The sequence below is a fragment of the Variovorax boronicumulans genome, assembly GCF_019352895.1.
Classification (GTDB): Bacteria; Pseudomonadota; Gammaproteobacteria; order Burkholderiales; family Burkholderiaceae_C; genus Variovorax; species Variovorax boronicumulans_A.
The window spans coordinates 173,637-191,011 of sequence record NZ_JAAAFX010000008.1; the positions used below are offsets into that span (position 1 = coordinate 173,637).

General features: G+C 71.4%; 18 protein-coding genes and 2 pseudogenes. 13 read left to right on the top strand and 7 right to left on the bottom strand.

The features are described 5' to 3' along the window. Complete coding sequence (locus K0H49_RS19085; RefSeq protein WP_219215817.1) at positions 1-1,116, bottom strand: aryl-sulfate sulfotransferase; 1,116 nt, start codon at positions 1,114-1,116, stop codon at positions 1-3. A gap of 130 nt (positions 1,117-1,246) precedes the next feature. On the opposite strand from K0H49_RS19085, the gene K0H49_RS19090 reads away from it, so the two are divergent. Genes K0H49_RS19090 through K0H49_RS19110 form a run of 5 tightly spaced genes read left to right on the top strand, consistent with a single transcriptional unit; the run spans position 1,247 to position 5,717 of the window. Beyond that, positions 1,247-2,200, top strand: a complete 954-nt coding sequence (locus K0H49_RS19090) for a LysR family transcriptional regulator (RefSeq protein WP_219215819.1) — start codon at positions 1,247-1,249, stop codon at positions 2,198-2,200. A gap of 47 nt (positions 2,201-2,247) precedes the next feature. Continuing rightward, positions 2,248-3,150, top strand: a complete 903-nt coding sequence (locus tag K0H49_RS19095) for a DMT family transporter (RefSeq protein ID WP_219215821.1) — start codon at positions 2,248-2,250, stop codon at positions 3,148-3,150. After that, positions 3,150-4,430 (top strand): arsenic transporter, encoded by a 1,281-nt coding sequence (locus K0H49_RS19100; protein WP_219215899.1) that lies wholly within the window; start codon positions 3,150-3,152, stop codon positions 4,428-4,430. Before K0H49_RS19095 ends, K0H49_RS19100 begins: the two co-directional genes overlap by 1 nt. Continuing rightward, positions 4,427-4,771, top strand: coding sequence for a hypothetical protein (locus K0H49_RS19105; RefSeq protein ID WP_219215823.1), 345 nt, complete (start codon positions 4,427-4,429; stop codon positions 4,769-4,771). The genes K0H49_RS19100 and K0H49_RS19105 overlap by 4 nt, the downstream gene beginning before the upstream one ends. 31 nt (positions 4,772-4,802) lie before the next feature. Beyond that, positions 4,803-5,717 (top strand): glutaminase, encoded by a 915-nt coding sequence (locus K0H49_RS19110; protein ID WP_219215825.1) that lies wholly within the window; start codon positions 4,803-4,805, stop codon positions 5,715-5,717. Positions 5,718-5,722: 5 nt separating this feature from the next. Here K0H49_RS19110 and K0H49_RS19115 read toward each other — a convergent pair. Further along, positions 5,723-6,679, bottom strand: a pseudogene (locus K0H49_RS19115) (NAD-dependent epimerase/dehydratase family protein); the annotation flags it as partial. 96 nt (positions 6,680-6,775) lie between these two features. Here K0H49_RS19115 and K0H49_RS19120 point away from each other — a divergent pair. From K0H49_RS19120 to K0H49_RS19130, 3 genes are all read left to right on the top strand, one after another. Then, positions 6,776-7,723, top strand: coding sequence for a LysR family transcriptional regulator (locus tag K0H49_RS19120; RefSeq protein WP_219215827.1), 948 nt, complete (start codon positions 6,776-6,778; stop codon positions 7,721-7,723). Continuing rightward, the gene (locus K0H49_RS19125) at positions 7,720-8,217 is read left to right on the top strand and encodes a hypothetical protein (RefSeq protein WP_183028429.1); all 498 of its coding nucleotides are present in this window, start codon (positions 7,720-7,722) and stop codon (positions 8,215-8,217) included. Before K0H49_RS19120 ends, K0H49_RS19125 begins: the two co-directional genes overlap by 4 nt. Before the next feature lie 104 nt (positions 8,218-8,321). Then, complete coding sequence (locus tag K0H49_RS19130) at positions 8,322-8,906, top strand: murein hydrolase activator EnvC family protein (RefSeq protein WP_219215829.1); 585 nt, start codon at positions 8,322-8,324, stop codon at positions 8,904-8,906. A gap of 4 nt (positions 8,907-8,910) precedes the next feature. Here the strand turns inward: K0H49_RS19130 and K0H49_RS19135 are convergent, their stop codons facing one another. Both K0H49_RS19135 and K0H49_RS19140 read right to left on the bottom strand, forming a co-directional pair. After that, a complete protein-coding gene (locus K0H49_RS19135; RefSeq protein ID WP_219215831.1) occupies positions 8,911-9,342 on the bottom strand; it encodes a YXWGXW repeat-containing protein in 432 nt (143 codons plus the stop codon). 88 nt (positions 9,343-9,430) lie between these two features. Continuing rightward, complete coding sequence (locus tag K0H49_RS19140) at positions 9,431-9,757, bottom strand: hypothetical protein (RefSeq protein WP_219215833.1); 327 nt, start codon at positions 9,755-9,757, stop codon at positions 9,431-9,433. A gap of 168 nt (positions 9,758-9,925) precedes the next feature. On the opposite strand from K0H49_RS19140, the gene K0H49_RS19145 reads away from it, so the two are divergent. After that, positions 9,926-11,395, top strand: a complete 1,470-nt coding sequence (locus K0H49_RS19145; RefSeq protein ID WP_219215835.1) for an aminotransferase-like domain-containing protein — start codon at positions 9,926-9,928, stop codon at positions 11,393-11,395. A gap of 15 nt (positions 11,396-11,410) precedes the next feature. Here K0H49_RS19145 and K0H49_RS30685 read toward each other — a convergent pair whose 3' ends face one another. Continuing rightward, positions 11,411-11,536, bottom strand: coding sequence for a hypothetical protein (locus K0H49_RS30685; RefSeq protein ID WP_257625002.1), 126 nt, complete (start codon positions 11,534-11,536; stop codon positions 11,411-11,413). A 95-nt stretch (positions 11,537-11,631) separates the two neighbouring features. Here K0H49_RS30685 and K0H49_RS19150 point away from each other — a divergent pair, with 95 nt between their 5' ends. After that, entirely contained in the window at positions 11,632-12,648 is a 1,017-nt protein-coding gene (locus tag K0H49_RS19150; RefSeq protein WP_257625003.1) for a M14 family zinc carboxypeptidase, read from the top strand. Further along, positions 12,645-13,421 (top strand): alpha/beta fold hydrolase, encoded by a 777-nt coding sequence (locus tag K0H49_RS19155; protein WP_219215837.1) that lies wholly within the window; start codon positions 12,645-12,647, stop codon positions 13,419-13,421. The genes K0H49_RS19150 and K0H49_RS19155 overlap by 4 nt, the downstream gene beginning before the upstream one ends. On the opposite strand, the gene K0H49_RS19160 is transcribed toward K0H49_RS19155, so the two are convergent. Further along, complete coding sequence (locus tag K0H49_RS19160) at positions 13,408-14,298, bottom strand: LysR family transcriptional regulator (protein ID WP_219215839.1); 891 nt, start codon at positions 14,296-14,298, stop codon at positions 13,408-13,410. The genes K0H49_RS19155 and K0H49_RS19160 overlap by 14 nt on opposite strands. 115 nt (positions 14,299-14,413) lie before the next feature. On the opposite strand from K0H49_RS19160, the pseudogene K0H49_RS19165 reads away from it, so the two are divergent. Next, positions 14,414-14,569 (top strand): annotated as a pseudogene (locus tag K0H49_RS19165) (hypothetical protein); the annotation flags it as partial. A gap of 128 nt (positions 14,570-14,697) precedes the next feature. On the opposite strand, the gene mrdA reads toward K0H49_RS19165, so the two are convergent. Then, positions 14,698-16,683 carry a penicillin-binding protein 2 gene (mrdA, locus tag K0H49_RS19170; RefSeq protein WP_219215841.1) on the bottom strand — a complete coding sequence of 662 codons (1,986 nt, stop codon included), beginning with the start codon at positions 16,681-16,683 and terminating at the stop codon, positions 14,698-14,700. Between the two features lie 227 nt (positions 16,684-16,910). Here mrdA and K0H49_RS19175 point away from each other — a divergent pair, with 227 nt between their 5' ends. Next, complete coding sequence (locus K0H49_RS19175) at positions 16,911-17,375, top strand: CopD family protein (RefSeq protein WP_219215843.1); 465 nt, start codon at positions 16,911-16,913, stop codon at positions 17,373-17,375.

Consider the following 17,375-nt stretch of genomic DNA (forward strand, 5'->3'; position numbering starts at 1 on the left):
TCAGGCCCGGAGCCAGGGCAGCTGGTCGGCCGAATAGCGCCAGGTCTGGAACACGCTGTTCAAGCGGCCGGGGCCGGTCTTGCGGGCCGCCGCATCGGGGTATTCGGCGAACCACGGCAGGATGTATTCCCACACCACTTCGCCTTCGGGATTCACCTCGAACAGGCGCCCGGTGGCCGACTCGGTGATGTGCGTGTTGCCGTTCCACAGCCGCTGCGCATTGCCCATGAAGGCCGTGTAGAAGGCGTTGACCATCTCGTCGGCATAGGCCCAGACGATGCGGTTGTCCGTCGGGTCGATCTCGAGCACGCGCGAGAACGCGACATGCGCGCCGCTGCGGAAATTGCCGTTGTCGAAGGCCAGGATGTGGCCGTTGGGCAGGGCCTGCGGCGCATGCTGGTGCGACACCACGCTGGGCGGGATGTGCAGCGCGACCGCGCCGCTGGCCTTGTCGACGCCGATGATGCCGGCGGTGGTGCGCAGGCTCATCAGCACGCGGCCCTGGGCGTCGACGTCGAGCCCGTTGACCAGCGGCCAGTGGTAGCGGCCGAAGCCGGGGTGGATCGGGAAGTCCTCCGGCTGCAGGTGCTCCCACGACTTCCACTCCCAGACCAGCTCACCGGCGCGGTTCACCTCGCGGATCACGTCGCCGTACATGGTTTCGTCCGCGCCATGGGCCGTGCCGCCGGGCACGCGCTCGGCGAAGCCCGCGGGCACCGGCGCGCAGGCCGCGTACAGCAGGTGGCCGTTGGCCAGCCACTTGGCGTCGTGGTGGTGGGCCGGGTCCTCGTAGTGCCAGACCACCTCGCCCGCGGGCGTGACCTCGGAGAAATCGCCGCCGTGCCACATCGACCAGGCGGCGTAGAGATCGGGCGAATGCGCATGGTTGCCGTTGTAGCCCAGGTTGCCGTTCGGCAGGATCACCGCATGGCGCCCGGCGCGCAGCGGCATCTTCCAGTGGTGGACCACCGCGCCGTCGATGCCGACCAGGTAGACGTGGCCGTCGGCCGTCTGCGGCGCGATCAGCGTGTAGCCGCCGGCCGAAGCCGCCGGGTCGTGGGCGATGAGGCCGACGCCGCGGCGGCGTTGGGTGACTTGGTCAACGGTGGTGGTCAAGGCGGCTCCTGAAGAAGGGGGCAGGCCGCGCGCTGCGGCCTGGGTCTGGAGCGGAATCTAGGCCTTTGCGTCCGTCTGGAAAATCTGATTCTTTTGAACAGCGCGTTCGGAAATTCCGTACAGTTTGCGGATGGCCGCCATTTCCCAGTCCTTCCGCTGTTTCGACGAGGTCGCGCGACGCGGCTCCATCCGCAAGGCGTCCGACTCGCTGCACCTCACGCCCGCCGCGGTGCACCAGCAGATCCTCAACCTCGAGGAGCAGGTCGGCACCCCGCTGTTCGAGCGGCTGCCGCGCGGCATGCAGCTGACCAACGCGGGCGAGATCATGGTCGCCGCGGTGCGCCGCAGCCAGCGCGACTTCGACAGCGCGCTGGCCCACATCGAAGACCTGCGCGCGCTGCGGCGCGGCCACGTCAGCCTGGCGGTGTCGCATTCGTCGGCCGAGCAGCTGGTGCCCGACGTGATCGAGATCGCGATGCAGCGCTACCCCGGCGTGACCTACAGCGTGCGCTCGGGCAGCGGCGAGAACATCCTCAGGTGGGTGGCCACCGGCGAGGCCGACATCGGCTTCTGCCTGCGCCGCAAGCCGCCGCCGGGCGTGGAAGAGGTGCGCGGCTTTCCGCAGCAGCTGGGCCTGGTCACGCCGCCCGACCATGCGCTCACGCAGCTGGGCCGAGCGCCGCGGCTGCGCGACTGCCTCGACCATCCGCTGATCCTCATGACGCCCGACACGGAGCTGCGCGCCATGGTCGACCAGATCGACCACCGCGAACACCGCAAGGCCCGGCCGCTGGTCGAGACCAGTTCGGTCGCGATGGTGCGGCGCCTGGTGCGCGGCGGCACCGGCATCGGCTTCCTGATTCCCGAGAACGTGGCCGAGGACGTGGCGGCCGGCACGCTGGTGTGGCAGGGCCTGGCGGACGCGGCGGCCTGGTCGGCCGACTGCCTCTACCAGCGCAGCGGCCAGACCACCACCGTCGCGATGGGCATGTTCCTGGAATTCCTGGAGGTGCAGCTCACGGCCATCGGCAAGCGCTTCGAGGGCGCGGGCTCGCCGCTGGCGGCAGCCCGGTTCGCGGTCTAGCGGACGGCTACGATCCCTGGCAGCCCCGCCCACACCACCCGAGCCCCATGACCGATCGCAAGAGCCACCTCGACACCCGTGCCACGACCCTGCTGGTGGCCTGCTGCGCCTTCTGGGGGCTGCAGCAAATCCTGATCAAGACCACGGTCACCGAGGTGCCGCCGATGTGGCAGGCCACCTTGCGCATGTGCGGCGCGGTCGCGCTGCTGTGGCTGTGGTGCCTGGCGCGCGGCGTGAAGCTGTTCGAGCGCGACGGCACCTTGTGGAGCGGGCTGCTGGTGGGCGCGCTGTTCGCGGGCGAGTTCCTCTGCATCTACACCGGGCTGCAGTACACGACGGCCTCGCGGCTCACGGTCTTCCTCTACTGCTCGCCCTTCGTGGTGGCGGTGCTGCTGCCGCGCTTCGTGCCGGCCGAGCGGCTGCACGGCGTGCAGTGGGCCGGGCTCGCGCTGGCCTTCGCGGGCGTGCTGTTCGCGTTCAGCGAGAGCTTCACCCACGCCGCCAGCCCGACGCAGCTGCGCGGCGACGCGCTGGCGCTGCTGGCCGGCCTGCTCTGGGGCCTGACCACGCTCACGCTGCGCACCACGAAGATGGCCACCGCCAGTGCGGAGAAGGCGCTGTTCTATCAGATCGCGGTCACGGCCGCGGCCTCGCCGCTGATGTCGGTGCTGCTGGGCGAGACACGCGGCTGGTCGTACTCGGGCTATGCCTGGTTCTCGATCGCGCTGCAGACCGTCATCGGCGCCTTCGCCAGCTACCTGAGCTGGATGTGGCTGCTGCGGCACTACCCGGCCACGCGCATCTCTTCCTTCACCTTCCTCACGCCGCTGTTCGCGCTGGTGTTCGGCGTGGTGCTGCTGCAGGAGCCGCTGACGGTGCAGCTGGTGCTGGCACTGCTGGGGGTCGGCGTGGGCATCCTGCTGGTCAACCGCAAGGCGCGCGTCGCGTGATGCCCGTGGCCATCACGGGCGCCCATCTCGCGACCTGGGCCATCGCGGCGCTGGCCACCGCCGCCGTGATCGTGCGGCCCGGCCGCTGGCCCGAGGCGGTGTGGGCCGTGGGCGGCGCGCTGGCGCTGGTGGGTGCGCAACTGCTGCCCTGGCGCGAGGCGCTGCAGGCCGTGGGCAAGGGCCTGGACGTCTACCTGTTCCTGGCCGGGATGATGCTGATCTCCGAGCTCGCGCGGCGCGAGGGCCTGTTCGATTTCCTCGCGGCGCGCGCGGTGCACCATGCGCGCGGCTCGGCGCCGCGGCTGTTCTTCGGCATCTACGCGATCGGCGTGGTGGTCACGGTCTTCATGTCGAACGACGCCACCGCGGTGGTGCTCACGCCGGCCGTCTATGCGGCCGCGAAGAAGGCCGGCGCCAGGCCCCTGCCCTACCTGCTGGCCTGCGCCTTCATCGCCAACGCGGCCAGCTTCGTGCTGCCGATCTCGAACCCGGCCAACCTGGTGATCTTCGGCGCGCACCTGCCGCCGCTGGGCGCCTGGTTCGGCCAGTTCGCGCTGGCCTCGGTGGCCTCGATCGGCGTGACCTACGTGGTGCTGCGCTGGCTGCAGCGCGATGCGCTGGCCGCCCCCATCGCGCGGGACATCGCACAGCCCGTGCTCTCGCCGGCCGGCCGCTGGGCGGGCGCCGGCATCGCACTGGTGGCGGTGGTGCTGGTCGCGACCTCGGCGTTGGGCGGGCCGCTGGGCGCGACCACGCTGGCGGCCAGCGCGCTGGCCTGCGCCGGCGTGCTGCTGCGCGAACGCAGCGCGCCCTGGGCGCTGCTGCGCGGCGTGTCGTGGAGCGTGCTGGCGCTGGTCGCGGGCCTGTTCGTGCTGGTCGAGGGGCTGGTGCATTCGGGCCTGATCCCGCTGCTGAGCCATGCCCTGCGCGAGGCGGCATCCGCCTCGCCCACCGGCACCGCCTTCGGCAGCGGCGCGCTGGTGGCCGTGCTGTGCAACCTGATGAACAACCTGCCGGCGGGGCTGATGGCCGGCTCGGTGCTGGCCAGCGCCGACGCCGCGCCGCTGCTGCGCAGCGCGGTCGCGATCGGCATCGACCTCGGGCCCAACCTCTCGCTCACCGGTTCGCTGGCCACGCTGCTGTGGCTGGTCGCGATCCGGCGCGAAGGCGAGAACGTCACGGCCTGGCAGTTCCTGCGCGTGGGCGCGCTCGCGATGCCGCTGGCGCTGGCGGCCGCGCTGGGCGCGCTGTACCTCCAGCACCGGCTCTGGGGCGGATGAACACGCTTGTCGGCCTGCTCGCGTACCTGCTGATCGGCCTCGCCGTGGCGCCGCTGCTGGTGCTCGGGCTCTACGTGCTGGCCGACCGGCTGGGCCTGCGCATCGCCGAACGCCTGCTCGATGCGCTGCTGCCGCTGCTCACGCTGCAGTGGCTGGGCGGCGGCCTGCTGAACATCGTGGGCGGGCTCGCGATTGGTGCGCTGGGGGTCTGGGCCGTCGTGCACGACGGCGGGCTCGTGGGCTGGGGGGCGGGCGCGCTGCTGGTGCCCTTCGGGCTCTGGCGCACGCTGCGGGGCGTGGGCGTGACCAGGGCCGTCATTGCACCGCGGGACCCGCCCTGAACGTTCGCCCCGGCTCCCGCAGAATCGCGCCATGCAATTCCAGCCCATCCTAGACCAGATCAACGAAGAGATCCGCCCGCTGCTGGGCCAGGCCGGCACCGTGGCCAGCTACATCCCGGCGCTGGCGCGCGTGCCGGCCGCGCAGTTCGGCATCGCGCTGCGCACCTGCGACGGGCAACAGGCCGCGGCGGGCGATGCGGCCGTGCCCTTCTCGATCCAGAGCGTGTCCAAGCTCTTCACGCTGACGCTGGCGATGCAGCACATGGGCGAAGCGCTCTGGCAGCGCATCGGCCGCGAGCCCTCGGGCAACCCCTTCAACTCGCTGGTGCAGCTGGAGAACGAACAGGGCAAGCCGCGCAACCCCTTCATCAATGCGGGCGCCATCGCGGTGGCCGACCGCCTGTTGAGCCACGGCGACGCGCAGCGCGACATCCTCGCGCTGATGACCAGCCTGGCCGGCGAGCCGATCGCCTTCGACGAGGAAGTGGCGGCCTCGGAGGCCGCCACCGGTTTTCGCAACATCGCGCTGGCCAACTTCATGAAGAGCTTCGGCAAGATCGACCACCCGGTCGACGCGGTGCTCGACGTCTACTTCCACCAGTGCGCGCTGCGCATGAGCTGCACGCAGCTCGCGCGCGCCGCGGCCTTCCTGTGCCGCGACGGCGCGCATCCGCAGGACGGCCTGCCCGCGATCACCTCGGAACGCCAGACGCGCCGCATCAATGCGCTGATGCTGACCTGCGGCACCTACGACGCGGCCGGCGACGTGGCCTTCTCGATCGGCCTGCCCTGCAAGAGCGGCGTGGGCGGCGGCATCGTCGCGGTGGTGCCCGACCGGCTCACGCTGGCCGTGTGGTCGCCCGCGCTCGACGCGACGGGCAATTCGCTGCTGGGCATGAAGGCGCTGGAACTGTTCGTGGCCAAGACGGGGCTGTCGGTGTTCTGAGCGCCCAGGCAGCCCATGCCTTCCAGCGCGGCCTCGACCGCCGCATCGAGCGGCGTGTGCGGCTCGTGGCCCAGGAAGGCGAGCAGCCTCGCGTTGTCCATGGCCACGGGCGTGCGCCACAGGTAGCGCATCTCGCGCAGCTCGCGGAAGGTGGTGACGAAGGGTGAGGCCAGCGTGAGCAGCCACCACGGAAAGGCCGACACCCGCACCGCGGTGCCCAGGCGCCGGGCCGCGACGCGGCGGATGGCTTCGGCCATGCGCGTGCCGTCGGCGTCCCAGTGGCCCGCCATGTGGAAGCGCGCGAAGGCCGGCAGCCGGTCGCGCCGCGCCAGCAGTTCGACCATGGTGCGCGCCACGTCGGGCAGGTAGGACCACTGGTGGCCGACGCCACGGCGGCCCGGATCGCTCACGGCGCGCAGCGGCCGGCCCGGCTTCACCAGCCCCTGCGAGAACCAGTTGTTGCCGGCGCGCGGCCCGAAGAAGTCGCCGGCGCGCACGATCAGCACGCGCGCGCCCTCGCGGCTCGCGGCCTCGAGGCGCCGCTCCATCTCGACGCGGATCGCGCCCTTGCGCGTGCGCGGGTGCTGCGGCGCATCCTCGGCCAGCAGCGGGAAGGCGTCGAGGCCGTAGTTGTAGACCGTGCCGGGCAGCACCAGCGTGGCGCCCTCGGCCTTCGCCGCGGCAATGCTGTGGTCGAGCATCGGCAGCACCCGCTTCGCCCAGCCGCGATAGCCCGGCGGGTTCACCGCGTGCACGATCACCGCACAACCCACGGCGGCGCGGCGCACGGCCTGCGCGTCCATCGCGTCGCCGGCGATCCAGCGGATGCCCTCGCGCTCTTCTTCGGCCGCGCCGCGCCGCAGCGCGCGCACCTGCCAGCCCGCGTCGCGCAGCTGGCGCGCCACCTCGCCGCCGATGCCGCCGGTGGCGCCCAGGACCAGGACCGTGTCGTTGCTTGCCATGAAATGCTCCTGAAAGCGTTGTCGATGGAAGAATTCTGGGCCGCTGTGGGTTCCATGGGAATTGCCGGACAGGGTGCAGCAGCTATACATTTTCGTATGGCATCGAACATCGGCTGGGAGCTCTACCGCACCTTCCTGGGCGTGCTGCGCGAGGGCTCGCTCTCGGGCGCGGCGCGCGCGCTCGGCATCACGCAGCCCACGGCCGGGCGCCATGTGGCGGCGCTCGAAGCCGCGCTGGGCACGGTGCTGTTCACGCGCTCGCAGGTGGGGCTGCTGCCCACCGAGGTGGCGCTGTCGCTGCGCACGCATGCCGAGGCCATGGAAAGCACGGCCGCCTCGCTGCAGCGCGCGGCCACCGCCCAGGGCGACGGCGCGCGCGGCGTGGTACGCATCTCGGCCAGCGAAGTGATCGGCGTCGAGGTGCTGCCGCCCATCGTGGCGCGGCTGCGCGAGACGCATCCGCTGCTCAAGGTCGAGCTGGTCGTGACCAACCGGCTGCAGGATCTGCTGCGGCGCGAGGCCGACATCGCGGTGCGCATGGTGCGGCCGAAGCAGGAACAGCTGCTGGCACGCCGCATCGGCGACATCCTGCTGGGCCTGCATGCGCACCGCGACTACCTCGCGCGCCACGGCACGCCGCGCCGGCCCGAGGACCTGGCCGGCCACGCGGTCATCGGCTACGACCAGCCCACGGCCTTCATCCGCCAGGCCGGCAAGGCGCTGCCGGGCTTCCACCGTGACACCTTCTCGCTGCGCACCGACAGCGACCTGGCCCAGCTGGCGCTGATCCGCGCGGGCGCGGGCATCGGCATGTGCCAGGTCGGGCTGGCCCGGCGCAGCGAGGCGCTGGTGCGGCTGATGCCGCGCACCGTCTCGATGCGGCTCGACACCTGGGTCACGATGCACGAGGACCTGCGCCACAGCCCGCGCTGCCGCGTGGCCTTCGATGCGCTGGTCGAAGGACTGCAACAGTACGTGGGTATGACGACGGCACCCGGCGCACAGGGGAAAATGGCCCGCACAAGAACACCCGCATCCGAATGACCGACTCGACCGACCCGACAGATTCCGACACCCTCCCCCTGCAGGAAGCCCGCCTCTGGCGCGACGACAACTGGACCGCGCGCATCGTCAAGAACGAGGAGGACGACGGCTGGGCCGTCGCCATGACCCGCCACGGCGACCCCGAGCCCGCGCTGGTCGGCCCCTGGACCATGGGCCGCGACAAGAAGAACCCCAAGCCGCTCGACACGCCGGCCTTCCACACGCTGGTCAAGACCGCCAACGAGGTGCTGCGCCGCCACGAGCAGCAGCTGCACGCGCAGCTCAACAAGCAGGTCAGCGTAGGCCATGGCGCCGATCGCATCCGCGTGGCGCTGCGGATCGTGCCGGATGAGGACAATCCCTATGCCGTGTTGAGCGCGCAGGACGACACTGGCGAGACGCTCGGCGAAACCCGGGTGGCACCGAACTTCAAGCTCAGCGCCACGAGCGCCGAAGCCTGGATCGAGAGCGGCTACGCGCCGCGGCCGCGCTGAGCGGCCGCCAGCACCGCCGACATGCATTCGACGCAAGCGCCGGAACGTCCTCGCCTCGGCGAGGTCACAAGGCATTCTTCCACCCACAACGAACGGGCCTGAACATGCATCTTCTTCGTCTGACGTCCACGCGCCTTCGCTCGGGTCTGTGCCTCGCCGCCATCGCGGCCCTCGCCGCCTGCGGCACCACCACGCCGCTGCCGCCCTTGCCGCCCCTGCCCTCGGCGCCGTCGCAGCCGTCGGCACCGCCCGCGCCCGTGCTCCGGCCGGCCCCGGCACCGCTCGTGCCCGCGCCGGCGCCGCAGGCCTCCAACCCGAACGCGAGCTTCGGCCGCCCCGCCCTGGGCCCGGTGCTGGCCCGCTTCGACGGCGATGCGGTCAAGGGCATCGACATCGGCGGCCGCCTGGGCGAGCCGATCCAGGCCGCCCGCGACGGCCGCGTGGTGCTGGTCAGCAGCGCGCTGCCGGCCTACGGCACGATGGTGATCCTCAAGCACGACGACGACTTCATCACCGCCTATGCCCACGTCAGCAAGGCCTTGGTCGCCGAAGGCGAGACGGTGACGCGCGGCCAGCCGATCGCGGAGATGGGCCAGAGCGGGACCGACCGCGTGAAGCTGCGCTTCGAGATCCGCAAGGGCGGCGCGGCGGTGGACCCCGAGCCCTACCTCAACGGCAGCGCCCACTGAGCCTTCAGCAGCGCCCCTTCTTGGCCTGGCCCGGCGGGCAGTGATCGTGCCCATGCCCGTGGCCATGCCGGTCGTACCGGCGTTCCTCCCGGCGCCGCTCCTCGCGACGCTCGGCGCGCCGTTCGGCCCGGCGCCAATCGCCTTCACGCCAGCGCCAGCCGTCGTCCACGCGCACCCAGGCGCCCGGCGCATAGGCGTAGTCGCGCCGCGCAGCCTGCCAGTAGCCGCCGCGCCAGGCATAGTCGCGCCCGTTCCACTGCCAGTGGCCCGGCACCCAGACCTGGCCCGCGCGCGGACCGGGCATGCGCTCGTACCGCGGCGGCGGCGGTGCAGCCTGCACCACGCCAGGCAGGTTGATGTGGACCGAAACCTGCGCAGTGGCAGGCAGGACAGCCGCGGCCATGAGGGCGGCGAGCAGAAGGTGACAGCGTTTCATCGTGGAATTCCTTGGCGCGATCGCGGGTCGTCTTTCAAGGTCCGACGCCCGGCGCGCGCCCTCAGGATATTCCATGAGGGCCGACCGCCTAGCGCAGCGCCGCCGCGGGGCGTGCGGCCGTCCGCAGGAACACCGCCCACCAGGGCGACGGCGGCAGCGGCGCATGGCAGCGCCACTCGGCGGCCTCGCCTTCCGCCGCCAGCACGCACCAGCCGGACTGCGCGAGCCGGTGGCTCTGGCCTTCGGACAGGCGCAGGGTCGGCCGCACCACGGTGTCGCCGATCCAGCGCATCGGCTCGTGAAGAACCAGCGTGCCGGCCGCCACCTGCAGCACGGTGCCGGCGTCCAGCGCCAGCTGCAGGGACTGGCCGGGCCGCAGCCGCGGGGCCGGTGAAGGGGAAGTCGCAGAGGTCATCGAAAGCTCCTTGGATCGAGCCTCGATGTTCGCCAGGCCGGCCCTTCGGCGACAGGCACAGCGCCCGGCATTGCCACCGGAACAGCACCGCCGGCGGCTGATCTGTTATGGTCGTTTTGGCAGAAACTGCATCTGTTTCAGCCCTCCGACCCAAGCCAGCATCGTCCCATGTCCCTCTCGACGACCCCGGCCGCCGCGCCGCCGCTCTACCGCCGCCTCGCCACGCACTACCGCGACGCGATCGAGGCCGGCTCGCTGCAGCCGGGCGAGCGCATGCCCTCGCTGCGCGGCCTGATGCGGCTGCACGACATCAGCCTGTCGACCGCGCTGCAGCTGTGCCGCACGCTCGAATCCGACGGCTGGGCCGAGGCGCGCGAGCGCTCGGGCTACTTCGTGCGCCGGCCGCAGCGGCTGCACATGGCGCCGATGGACGAGCCCTCGGCCCATGCGCCGCCCGATCCGGCGCGCTACGTCGGCATCCACGGCCGGGTGTCGGCCTTCGTGGCCCAGCGCCGCGCGGCCAGCGTCAAGCTCAACCTGTCGATCGCGCGTGCCGCGCCGCAGTTCTATCCGGCCGAGGAACTGCGCGCCGCGATGACGCGCGCGCTGCGCCTCAAGCCCGCGCTGATCTCGGGCGTGCCGCCGCTGCAGGGCGACCCGCACTTCCGCAGCGTGCTGGCCAAGCGCGCGGTCGCGGCCGGCATGGCGCTGTCGCCCGAAGAGCTGCTGATCACCAACGGCTGCATCGAGGCGCTCAACCTCGCGCTGCGCGCGGTGGCGCAGCCGGGCGACACCATCGCGGTCGAATCGCCCACCTTCTACGGCCTGCTGCAGGTGCTCGAGAGCCTGGGCCTGCGCGCGCTCGAGATCCCGACCAGCCCGCAGACCGGCCTGTCGATCGGCGCGCTCGAGCTCGCGGCCCAGACCTATGGCGACATCAAGGCGGTGGTGGTGGTGCCGCACCTGCAGAACCCGCTGGGCAGCGTGATGCCCGACGCCCACAAGGAACAGCTGGTGCGGCTGTGCGAGGAACAGCACATCGCGCTGATCGAGGACGACACCTACAGCGAGCTGCTCGACGTCGACACGCCGCCGCGCGCAATCAAGTCCTGGGACCGCAGCGGCAACGTGATCCATTGCGCGTCGATGCACAAGATCCTCGCGCCGGGCCTGCGGCTGGGCTGGATCAGCGCCGGCCGCTGGCAGGCCCGCGTGGAGATGCTCAAGTACACGCAGAGCCGCAACAACGAGGTGCTGTCGCAGCTGGGCGCAGGCCAGTTCATGGGCACGGGCGCCTACGACCGCCACCTGCGGCGCCTGCGCACCGCGCTGCGCGGGCAGCGCGAACGCACGGCCGAGGCCATCGCACGCTACTTTCCAGAGGGCACACGGATCAACCTACCGAACGGCGGGCTCCAGCTGTGGGTGGAACTGCCCAAGGGCTGCGCGTCGGCCGCGGTGTTCGATGCGGCGCTGCAGCAGGAAGGCATCGTGGTGGCGCCGGGCTACCTGTTCTCCAACGGTTCGCGCAGCGACCACTTCCTGCGGCTGAACTGCGGCTGGCCCTACGACGAAGAGATGGATGCGGCCCTCGGCAAGCTGGGCCGCATCGTGCGCACCGTGGCCGACGCGGGCTGAACTTCAAAAGAACGCTCAGCGGTGGCGCTGCCGGCGCCGCGAACGCGCGAGCGCGATCGACTCGGCCAGGCCCCAGGCCAGCGCACCCGCGATCGCGCGCAAGCCGTGGGTCGACATCAGCAGCTGGGGTGCAAAGCGCATGGAAAGCCTCGTGGAAAAGAGTGGTGACCGGGTGCCAGCCTAGGGGCCTCGTGTGACGCTTTGATGGCAGCGCGGGGGGCTATCCTGCAGGCATCTTGCGCCCCTCAGACCTGCCCGAACTGCTCGAACTCCAGGCCCTCGTCGACCTCGCCGGGCCGTCGATGGAACGCCGCGTGCTGTGCGAGGTCGAGGTCGGCGAAGAGCGCTTCGAGGTGCAGGCCTTCCTGCTGGGCAGCACGCGCAGCGACGTGCCCGCGGTCGGCATCTTCGGCGGCGTGCACGGCCTCGAGCGCATCGGCGCGCAGGTCACGATCGCCTACCTGCGCAGCATCGTGACGCGGCTGCAGTGGGACACCACGCTGCAGCGGCAGCTCGAGACGCTGCGCCTGGTCTTCCTGCCGATCGTGAACCCCGGCGGCCTGTGGCTCAACACCCGCGCCAACCCGCGCGGCGTGGACCTGATGCGCAATGCGCCCGTCGATTCGCAGGAGCGCGTGCCCTGGCTGCTCGGCGGCCAGCGCCTGAGCGCCACGCTGCCCTGGTACCGCGGCGTCGAGGGCGCGGCGATGGAGGCCGAGAGCGCCGCGCTGTGCGCACTGGTCGAGAGCGAGCTGCTGAGCCGCCCCTTCAGCATCGCGCTCGATTGCCACTCGGGCTTCGGCCTGAGCGACCGGCTGTGGTTTCCCTATGCCCACACGCCGCAGCCCATGGCGCACCTGCCCGAGATGCATGCGCTGGGCGAGCTGATCGACCTGAGCCTGCTGCACCACCCCTACGTGCTCGAGCCGCAGAGTCGGCAGTACATGGCGCACGGCGACCTCTGGGACCACCTCTACCTCGCGGCCTGCGCGCGGCCCGACACGCTGTTCCTGCCGCTCACGCTGGAGATGGGTTCGTGGCTGTGGGTGAAGAAGAACCCGCGCCAGCTGTTCTCGCGCCACGGCATCTTCAACCCGGTGATCGCGCACCGCCAGCAGCGCGTGCTGCGCCGTCACATGTGGTGGATGGACTTCATCACGCGCGCGGCCAGCAGCCATGCGCAATGGGTGCCGACGGACGAGGCGCGGCGTCGCCACCATGCGCAGGCGCTGGCGCGCTGGTACGCCGCATGACGCCCGCGCCGACCGCCCCCACCTGGGTGCTGCTGCGCGGCCTCACGCGCGAGGCCGGCCACTGGGGCGCCCTGCCCGCGCTGCTGCCCGCCGCGCTGCCGCTCGGCGCACGCGTGCTGGCCATCGACCTGCCCGGCGCGGGCGCGCTGCATGCGCTCGCGAGCCCGGCATCGATCCGCGCCACCATGGAACACTGCCGCGCGCAGCTGCGGGCGCTGGGCATCGCGCGCTGCCACCTGCTCGCGATGTCGCTGGGCGCGATGGTGGCGGTCGAATGGGCGCACCGGCATCCGCAGGAGATCGACAGCGCGGTGCTGGTCAACACCAGCCTGCGGCCCTTCAGCGCCTGGCACCAGCGGCTGCGGCCGCGCCACTACGCGGCCCTGCTGGGCGTGCTGTGGCCCTGGCGCGATGCGCGGGTGCGCGAGGCCACGGTGCTGCGGCTCACGAGCCGGCACCATGCCACCGGCACCGCCGCGCCCGGCATCGTGGCCGACTGGGTCGCGCTGCGCGAACGGCATCCGGTGGCGACCGCCAACGCGCTGCGCCAGCTCTTCGCCGCCGCGCGCTACCGCGCCCCGGCCGAGGCGCCCCGCGTGCCGCTGCAGGTGCTGGTCGGCGCGGGCGACGGCCTGGTCGACCCAGGCTGCTCGCGCCGGCTGGCGCAGGCCTGGCGGCTGCCCCTCGCCGAACATCCGACAGCGGGGCACGACCTGGCGCTGGACGATCCGCGCTGGGTGGTGGCGCAGGTGGAGAAGTTCAACGCTGCTTGAATTGGTGCAGGACTTCGACCACCCGCGCGGTCGCGCCATCCATCGCGCCCTTGTCGCGGTGCGCGATGCCCAGCCGCCGCGTGAGCGGCGGGCTCAGCGGCAGGATCTGCACGCGCTCGTGCCAGGCCTCGTCGGTGCTGGGCGTCAGGGGCAGCATCGCGGCGCCGTAGCCCGCGGCCACCAGGCTGCGGATGGCGACGTCGTAGTTGAGCTCGATGCGCGCGCGCGGCGCGTGGCCCGCGTTCGCGAACCACTCCACGGCCAGCCGGTACATGTGGGTGCGCGCGTCGTTGAAGATCAGCGGCTGCGTGGCCAGCCAGGCCGGGGTCACGCGCCGCGGCGCCTTCCACTTGGGCGGCACGAAGGCCATCATGGGCTGGCTGCGCCAGGGCGTGACGACCAGCTCGCGCAGCGGCGGCTGCGGCACCGCCACCAGGCCGATGTCGAGCGTGCCCTGCGCCAGCCGCTCCATCGCCTCGGACGAACCGAGGATGCTCACCTCGACGTCGATGCCCGGATGGCTGGCCTGCAGCGCCTCGAGCACCTGCGGCAGCAGGTCGATCACCACGCCGGTGGAGGTGCCCAGGCGCACGCGGCCGAGCCGGCCCTCGGCCTGGCGATGCACGGCCTCGATGGCCTCGTCCGCATCGCGCAGCAGCCGGCGTCCGCGCTCGACCAGCGCGGCCCCCGCGGGCGTCACGCTCACGCTGCGGCTGCCGCGCGCGACCAGCTTCGCGCCCAGCCGCGATTCGAGTTCGCTGATGTGCAGGCTCACGGTGGGCTGCGCGAGGTGCAGCGCCTGCGCGGCCGCGGAGAAGGTGCCGAGGTCGGCGATGGCGATCAGCGTGCGCAGCTGGTCGAGGTTGAGTTGGCGCATGGCGCGGTCCTTGTCGGATGATCAGAAAAGCTGATCGATGGCCTCAGAAATCTCAACTTCCACAATAGCACCTGGAAGCAGAAGATCGCGGCTCACCCCACCCTGGAGCCTTTCGATGACCCGCCCGACCGCCGCCCGCCCCTCGTCCGCCCTGCTCGCCGGGCTGCGCCGCTGGGTGGCGCGCCGGCGCGCCGCCGCCATCGAACGGCGCGACGTGCTGGCGCTGCGCGGGATGAGCGACCGCGAACTCAACGACCTGGGCATCGGCCGCTGCGAGATCCAGGAGTGGTCGCGCGGCCGGCCGCTGAGCGCTCGCCCTGGAACCCCTGAGCCGCGCGAGGAGGCCGCTCGGCTGCGCAGCGAAACCGTCGAGGCCGGGATTTCCGGCACGCGTCGTGCTCAGAGCGACCCGGCGGCGCCTTCTTCCGGTGTCGCATCGGCCTCGTCGAAAGGCCAGACCTCGCCGGCCGGCAAGGGCGTCCCGATCGGCGCGCCGGCCTTGCCGATCCTGACGGCCGCCATGTCGGCCTCGTTGGGGTACAGGCCCGAGATCCAGTAGTCGAACACGCGACGCACCATCGGTGCGGCATGCGCCGCGCCGAAGCCCGCGTTCTCCACGATGACCGCCACCGCGATCGTCGGGTCGGCGGCGGGCGCGAAGGACATGTAGAGCGAATGATCGCGCTGGCGCGGGTCGAGGGCCTTGCCGCTCGCGCGCGCGGCCGCGCTGAGCGTCACCGCCTGCGCGGTGCCGGTCTTGCCGGCCGATGCGTAGGCCGCCCCGGCGAAGACGCGGGTGCCGGTGCCGCCCTGGGTCACCGCCACCATGGCGTTGCGCACCACGTCGACATGCGCGCGTGCATAGCCCAGGTCCTCACCGGGCGGCTGGTTCTTCTTCACCACCGCGCCGGTGATCGGGTCCTGGATGGCGCGCACCAGGTGCGGCGTGTACTTCACGCCGCCGTTGGCGAGCGTGGCGTTGGCCGAGGCCAGCTGCAGCATGGTGAAGCTGTTGTAGCCCTGCCCGATGCCCAGCGAGATGGTCTCGCCCGGGAACCAGGTCTTCATCGAGGCCTTCCGGTAGGCGTTGCGTTTCCATGCGGTGCTCGGCAGCACGCCGCGGCTTTCGCCCGCGAGGTCGATGCCGGTCACCTGGCCGAAGCCCAGCGGCTTCATGAAGTCGTGGATCCTGTCGACACCCATCTCGTTCGCCAGCGAATAGAAGTAAGTGTTGCTGGACCGCTGGATCGCCCGGTGCATGTCGACGCCACCCAGGCCGCCGTCATGGCTGCGGAAGGTGCGCCCGCCGAAGTTGTAGAAGCCCGGGTCGTTCTCGACCACGTCGGCCGCGCGCGTCCGGGTTTCCAGCGCACCCAGGGCCATGAAGGGCTTGTAAGTCGAGCCGGGCGGATAGGTGCCGCGCAGCGCGCGGTTGAGCAGCGGCTTGTCGAGCGATTCGTTGAGCGCCTTCCAGCTCTCGACGTCGATCCCCTCGATGAAGAGGTTGGGGTCGAAGCTCGGCTTGCTGACGAAGGCCAGGACCTCGCCCGTGCCCGGGTCGATCGCGACCAGCGCACCGCGGCGTTCGCCGAACATGTCTTCCACCAGCTTCTGCAGCTTGATGTCGAGCGACAGCATCACGGTGTGCCCCGCTGCCGACGGATGGCTCGACAGCCGCCGCACCGCATAGCCGCCCGCGGACGTCTCCATCAGTTCGGCGCCGGTCTGGCCATGCAATTCCTTCTCGTAGCTCTGCTCGATGCCCAGCTTGCCGATGTGGTCGGTGCCGCGGTAGTTGGCCTTTTCCTCGTCGTCCCAGTCGTCCATCGCGGCCTTCTCGCGCTGGTTGATGCGTCCGATGTAGCCGATGACATGCGCACCGGTCTCGCCGTGCGGGTAGTTGCGCAGCAGGCGCGCCTTGATCTCGATGCCCGGGAAGCGGTAGCGCTGCGCGGCGAAACGGGCGACCTCCTCTTCGCTGAGCCGGCTGCGCAGGAGCACCGCGTCGAAACTTCGCGCCTCGCCGAGCTGGCGCCTGAACTGGCGCAACTCGCGCGGCGACAGCGGCACGAGTTCCTGCAGCTCGGCGATGGCCGCGTTGACGTCGCCGGCCTTGGAGGGCGTCAGTTCGAGCGTGTAGGCCGCCTCGTTCGACGCGAGGACGATACCGTTGCGGTCGATGATCAGGCCGCGGTTCGGCACCACCGGCACGACGGCCGTCCGGTTGCTTTCGGCCTGGCGGGACAGATCCTCGTGTCGCGTGACCTGCAGGTAGACGAGCCGGGAGGAGAGCAGGCCGAAGCCGAACAGCACGACGCCAGCGATCACGAAAACGCGGCGGCGGAAGCGCAATTGATCGGCAACGGCGTTGCGGATTTCTGTCATGGGAGCGGGAGAGAGAAGAAGGAAAAGACGAAGGACAGGGCCATGGCGGGCCGGGGCGCGTTCGGCGTAGGAGCAGGTGGTCGTGCGGTGGTTCCCCAACGCGTGCTCCTGGGCCCTGCCCCGCATCCTCCCGCATGACAGCCCTTCCGCCCTGAAAGGCGCTGGCTTGATCGACCGGTCCTAAGGGCATTGCACGCGCCGGCCATCGCGATGGTCTACGCTGCGCCATGTTCCTCACGACCTCCCTCCTTCTCTTCCTCCACCTGCTCGCCGTCGCCTTCTGGGTCGGCGGCATGGCGGTGATGCATTTCGCGGTGCGCCCCGCGGCCGTCGCCACGCTCGAGCCGCCGCAGCGCCTGCCCTTCATGGCCGCGGCACTGTCGCGCTTCTTCGCCGGTGTCTCGATCGCCGTGGCCACAGTGCTCGTCAGCGGCCTGGCGCTGGTGATGGCGGCCGGCGGCTTCGCGCGCGTGCACTGGAGCGTGCACGGCATGTTCACGCTGGGGCTGGTGATGATGGCGCTGTTCCTGCACATCCGCTTCGCACCCTACCCGCGCCTGCAACGCGCCGTGACGGCCAAGGAATGGCCGGTGGCCGCGGTGCAATTGAACAGCATCCGCAAGCTGGTGGCGGTCAACCTGTCGATCGGCGTCGTGGTGTTCGCGCTCGCGATCGTCGGCCGCGCGCTCTGA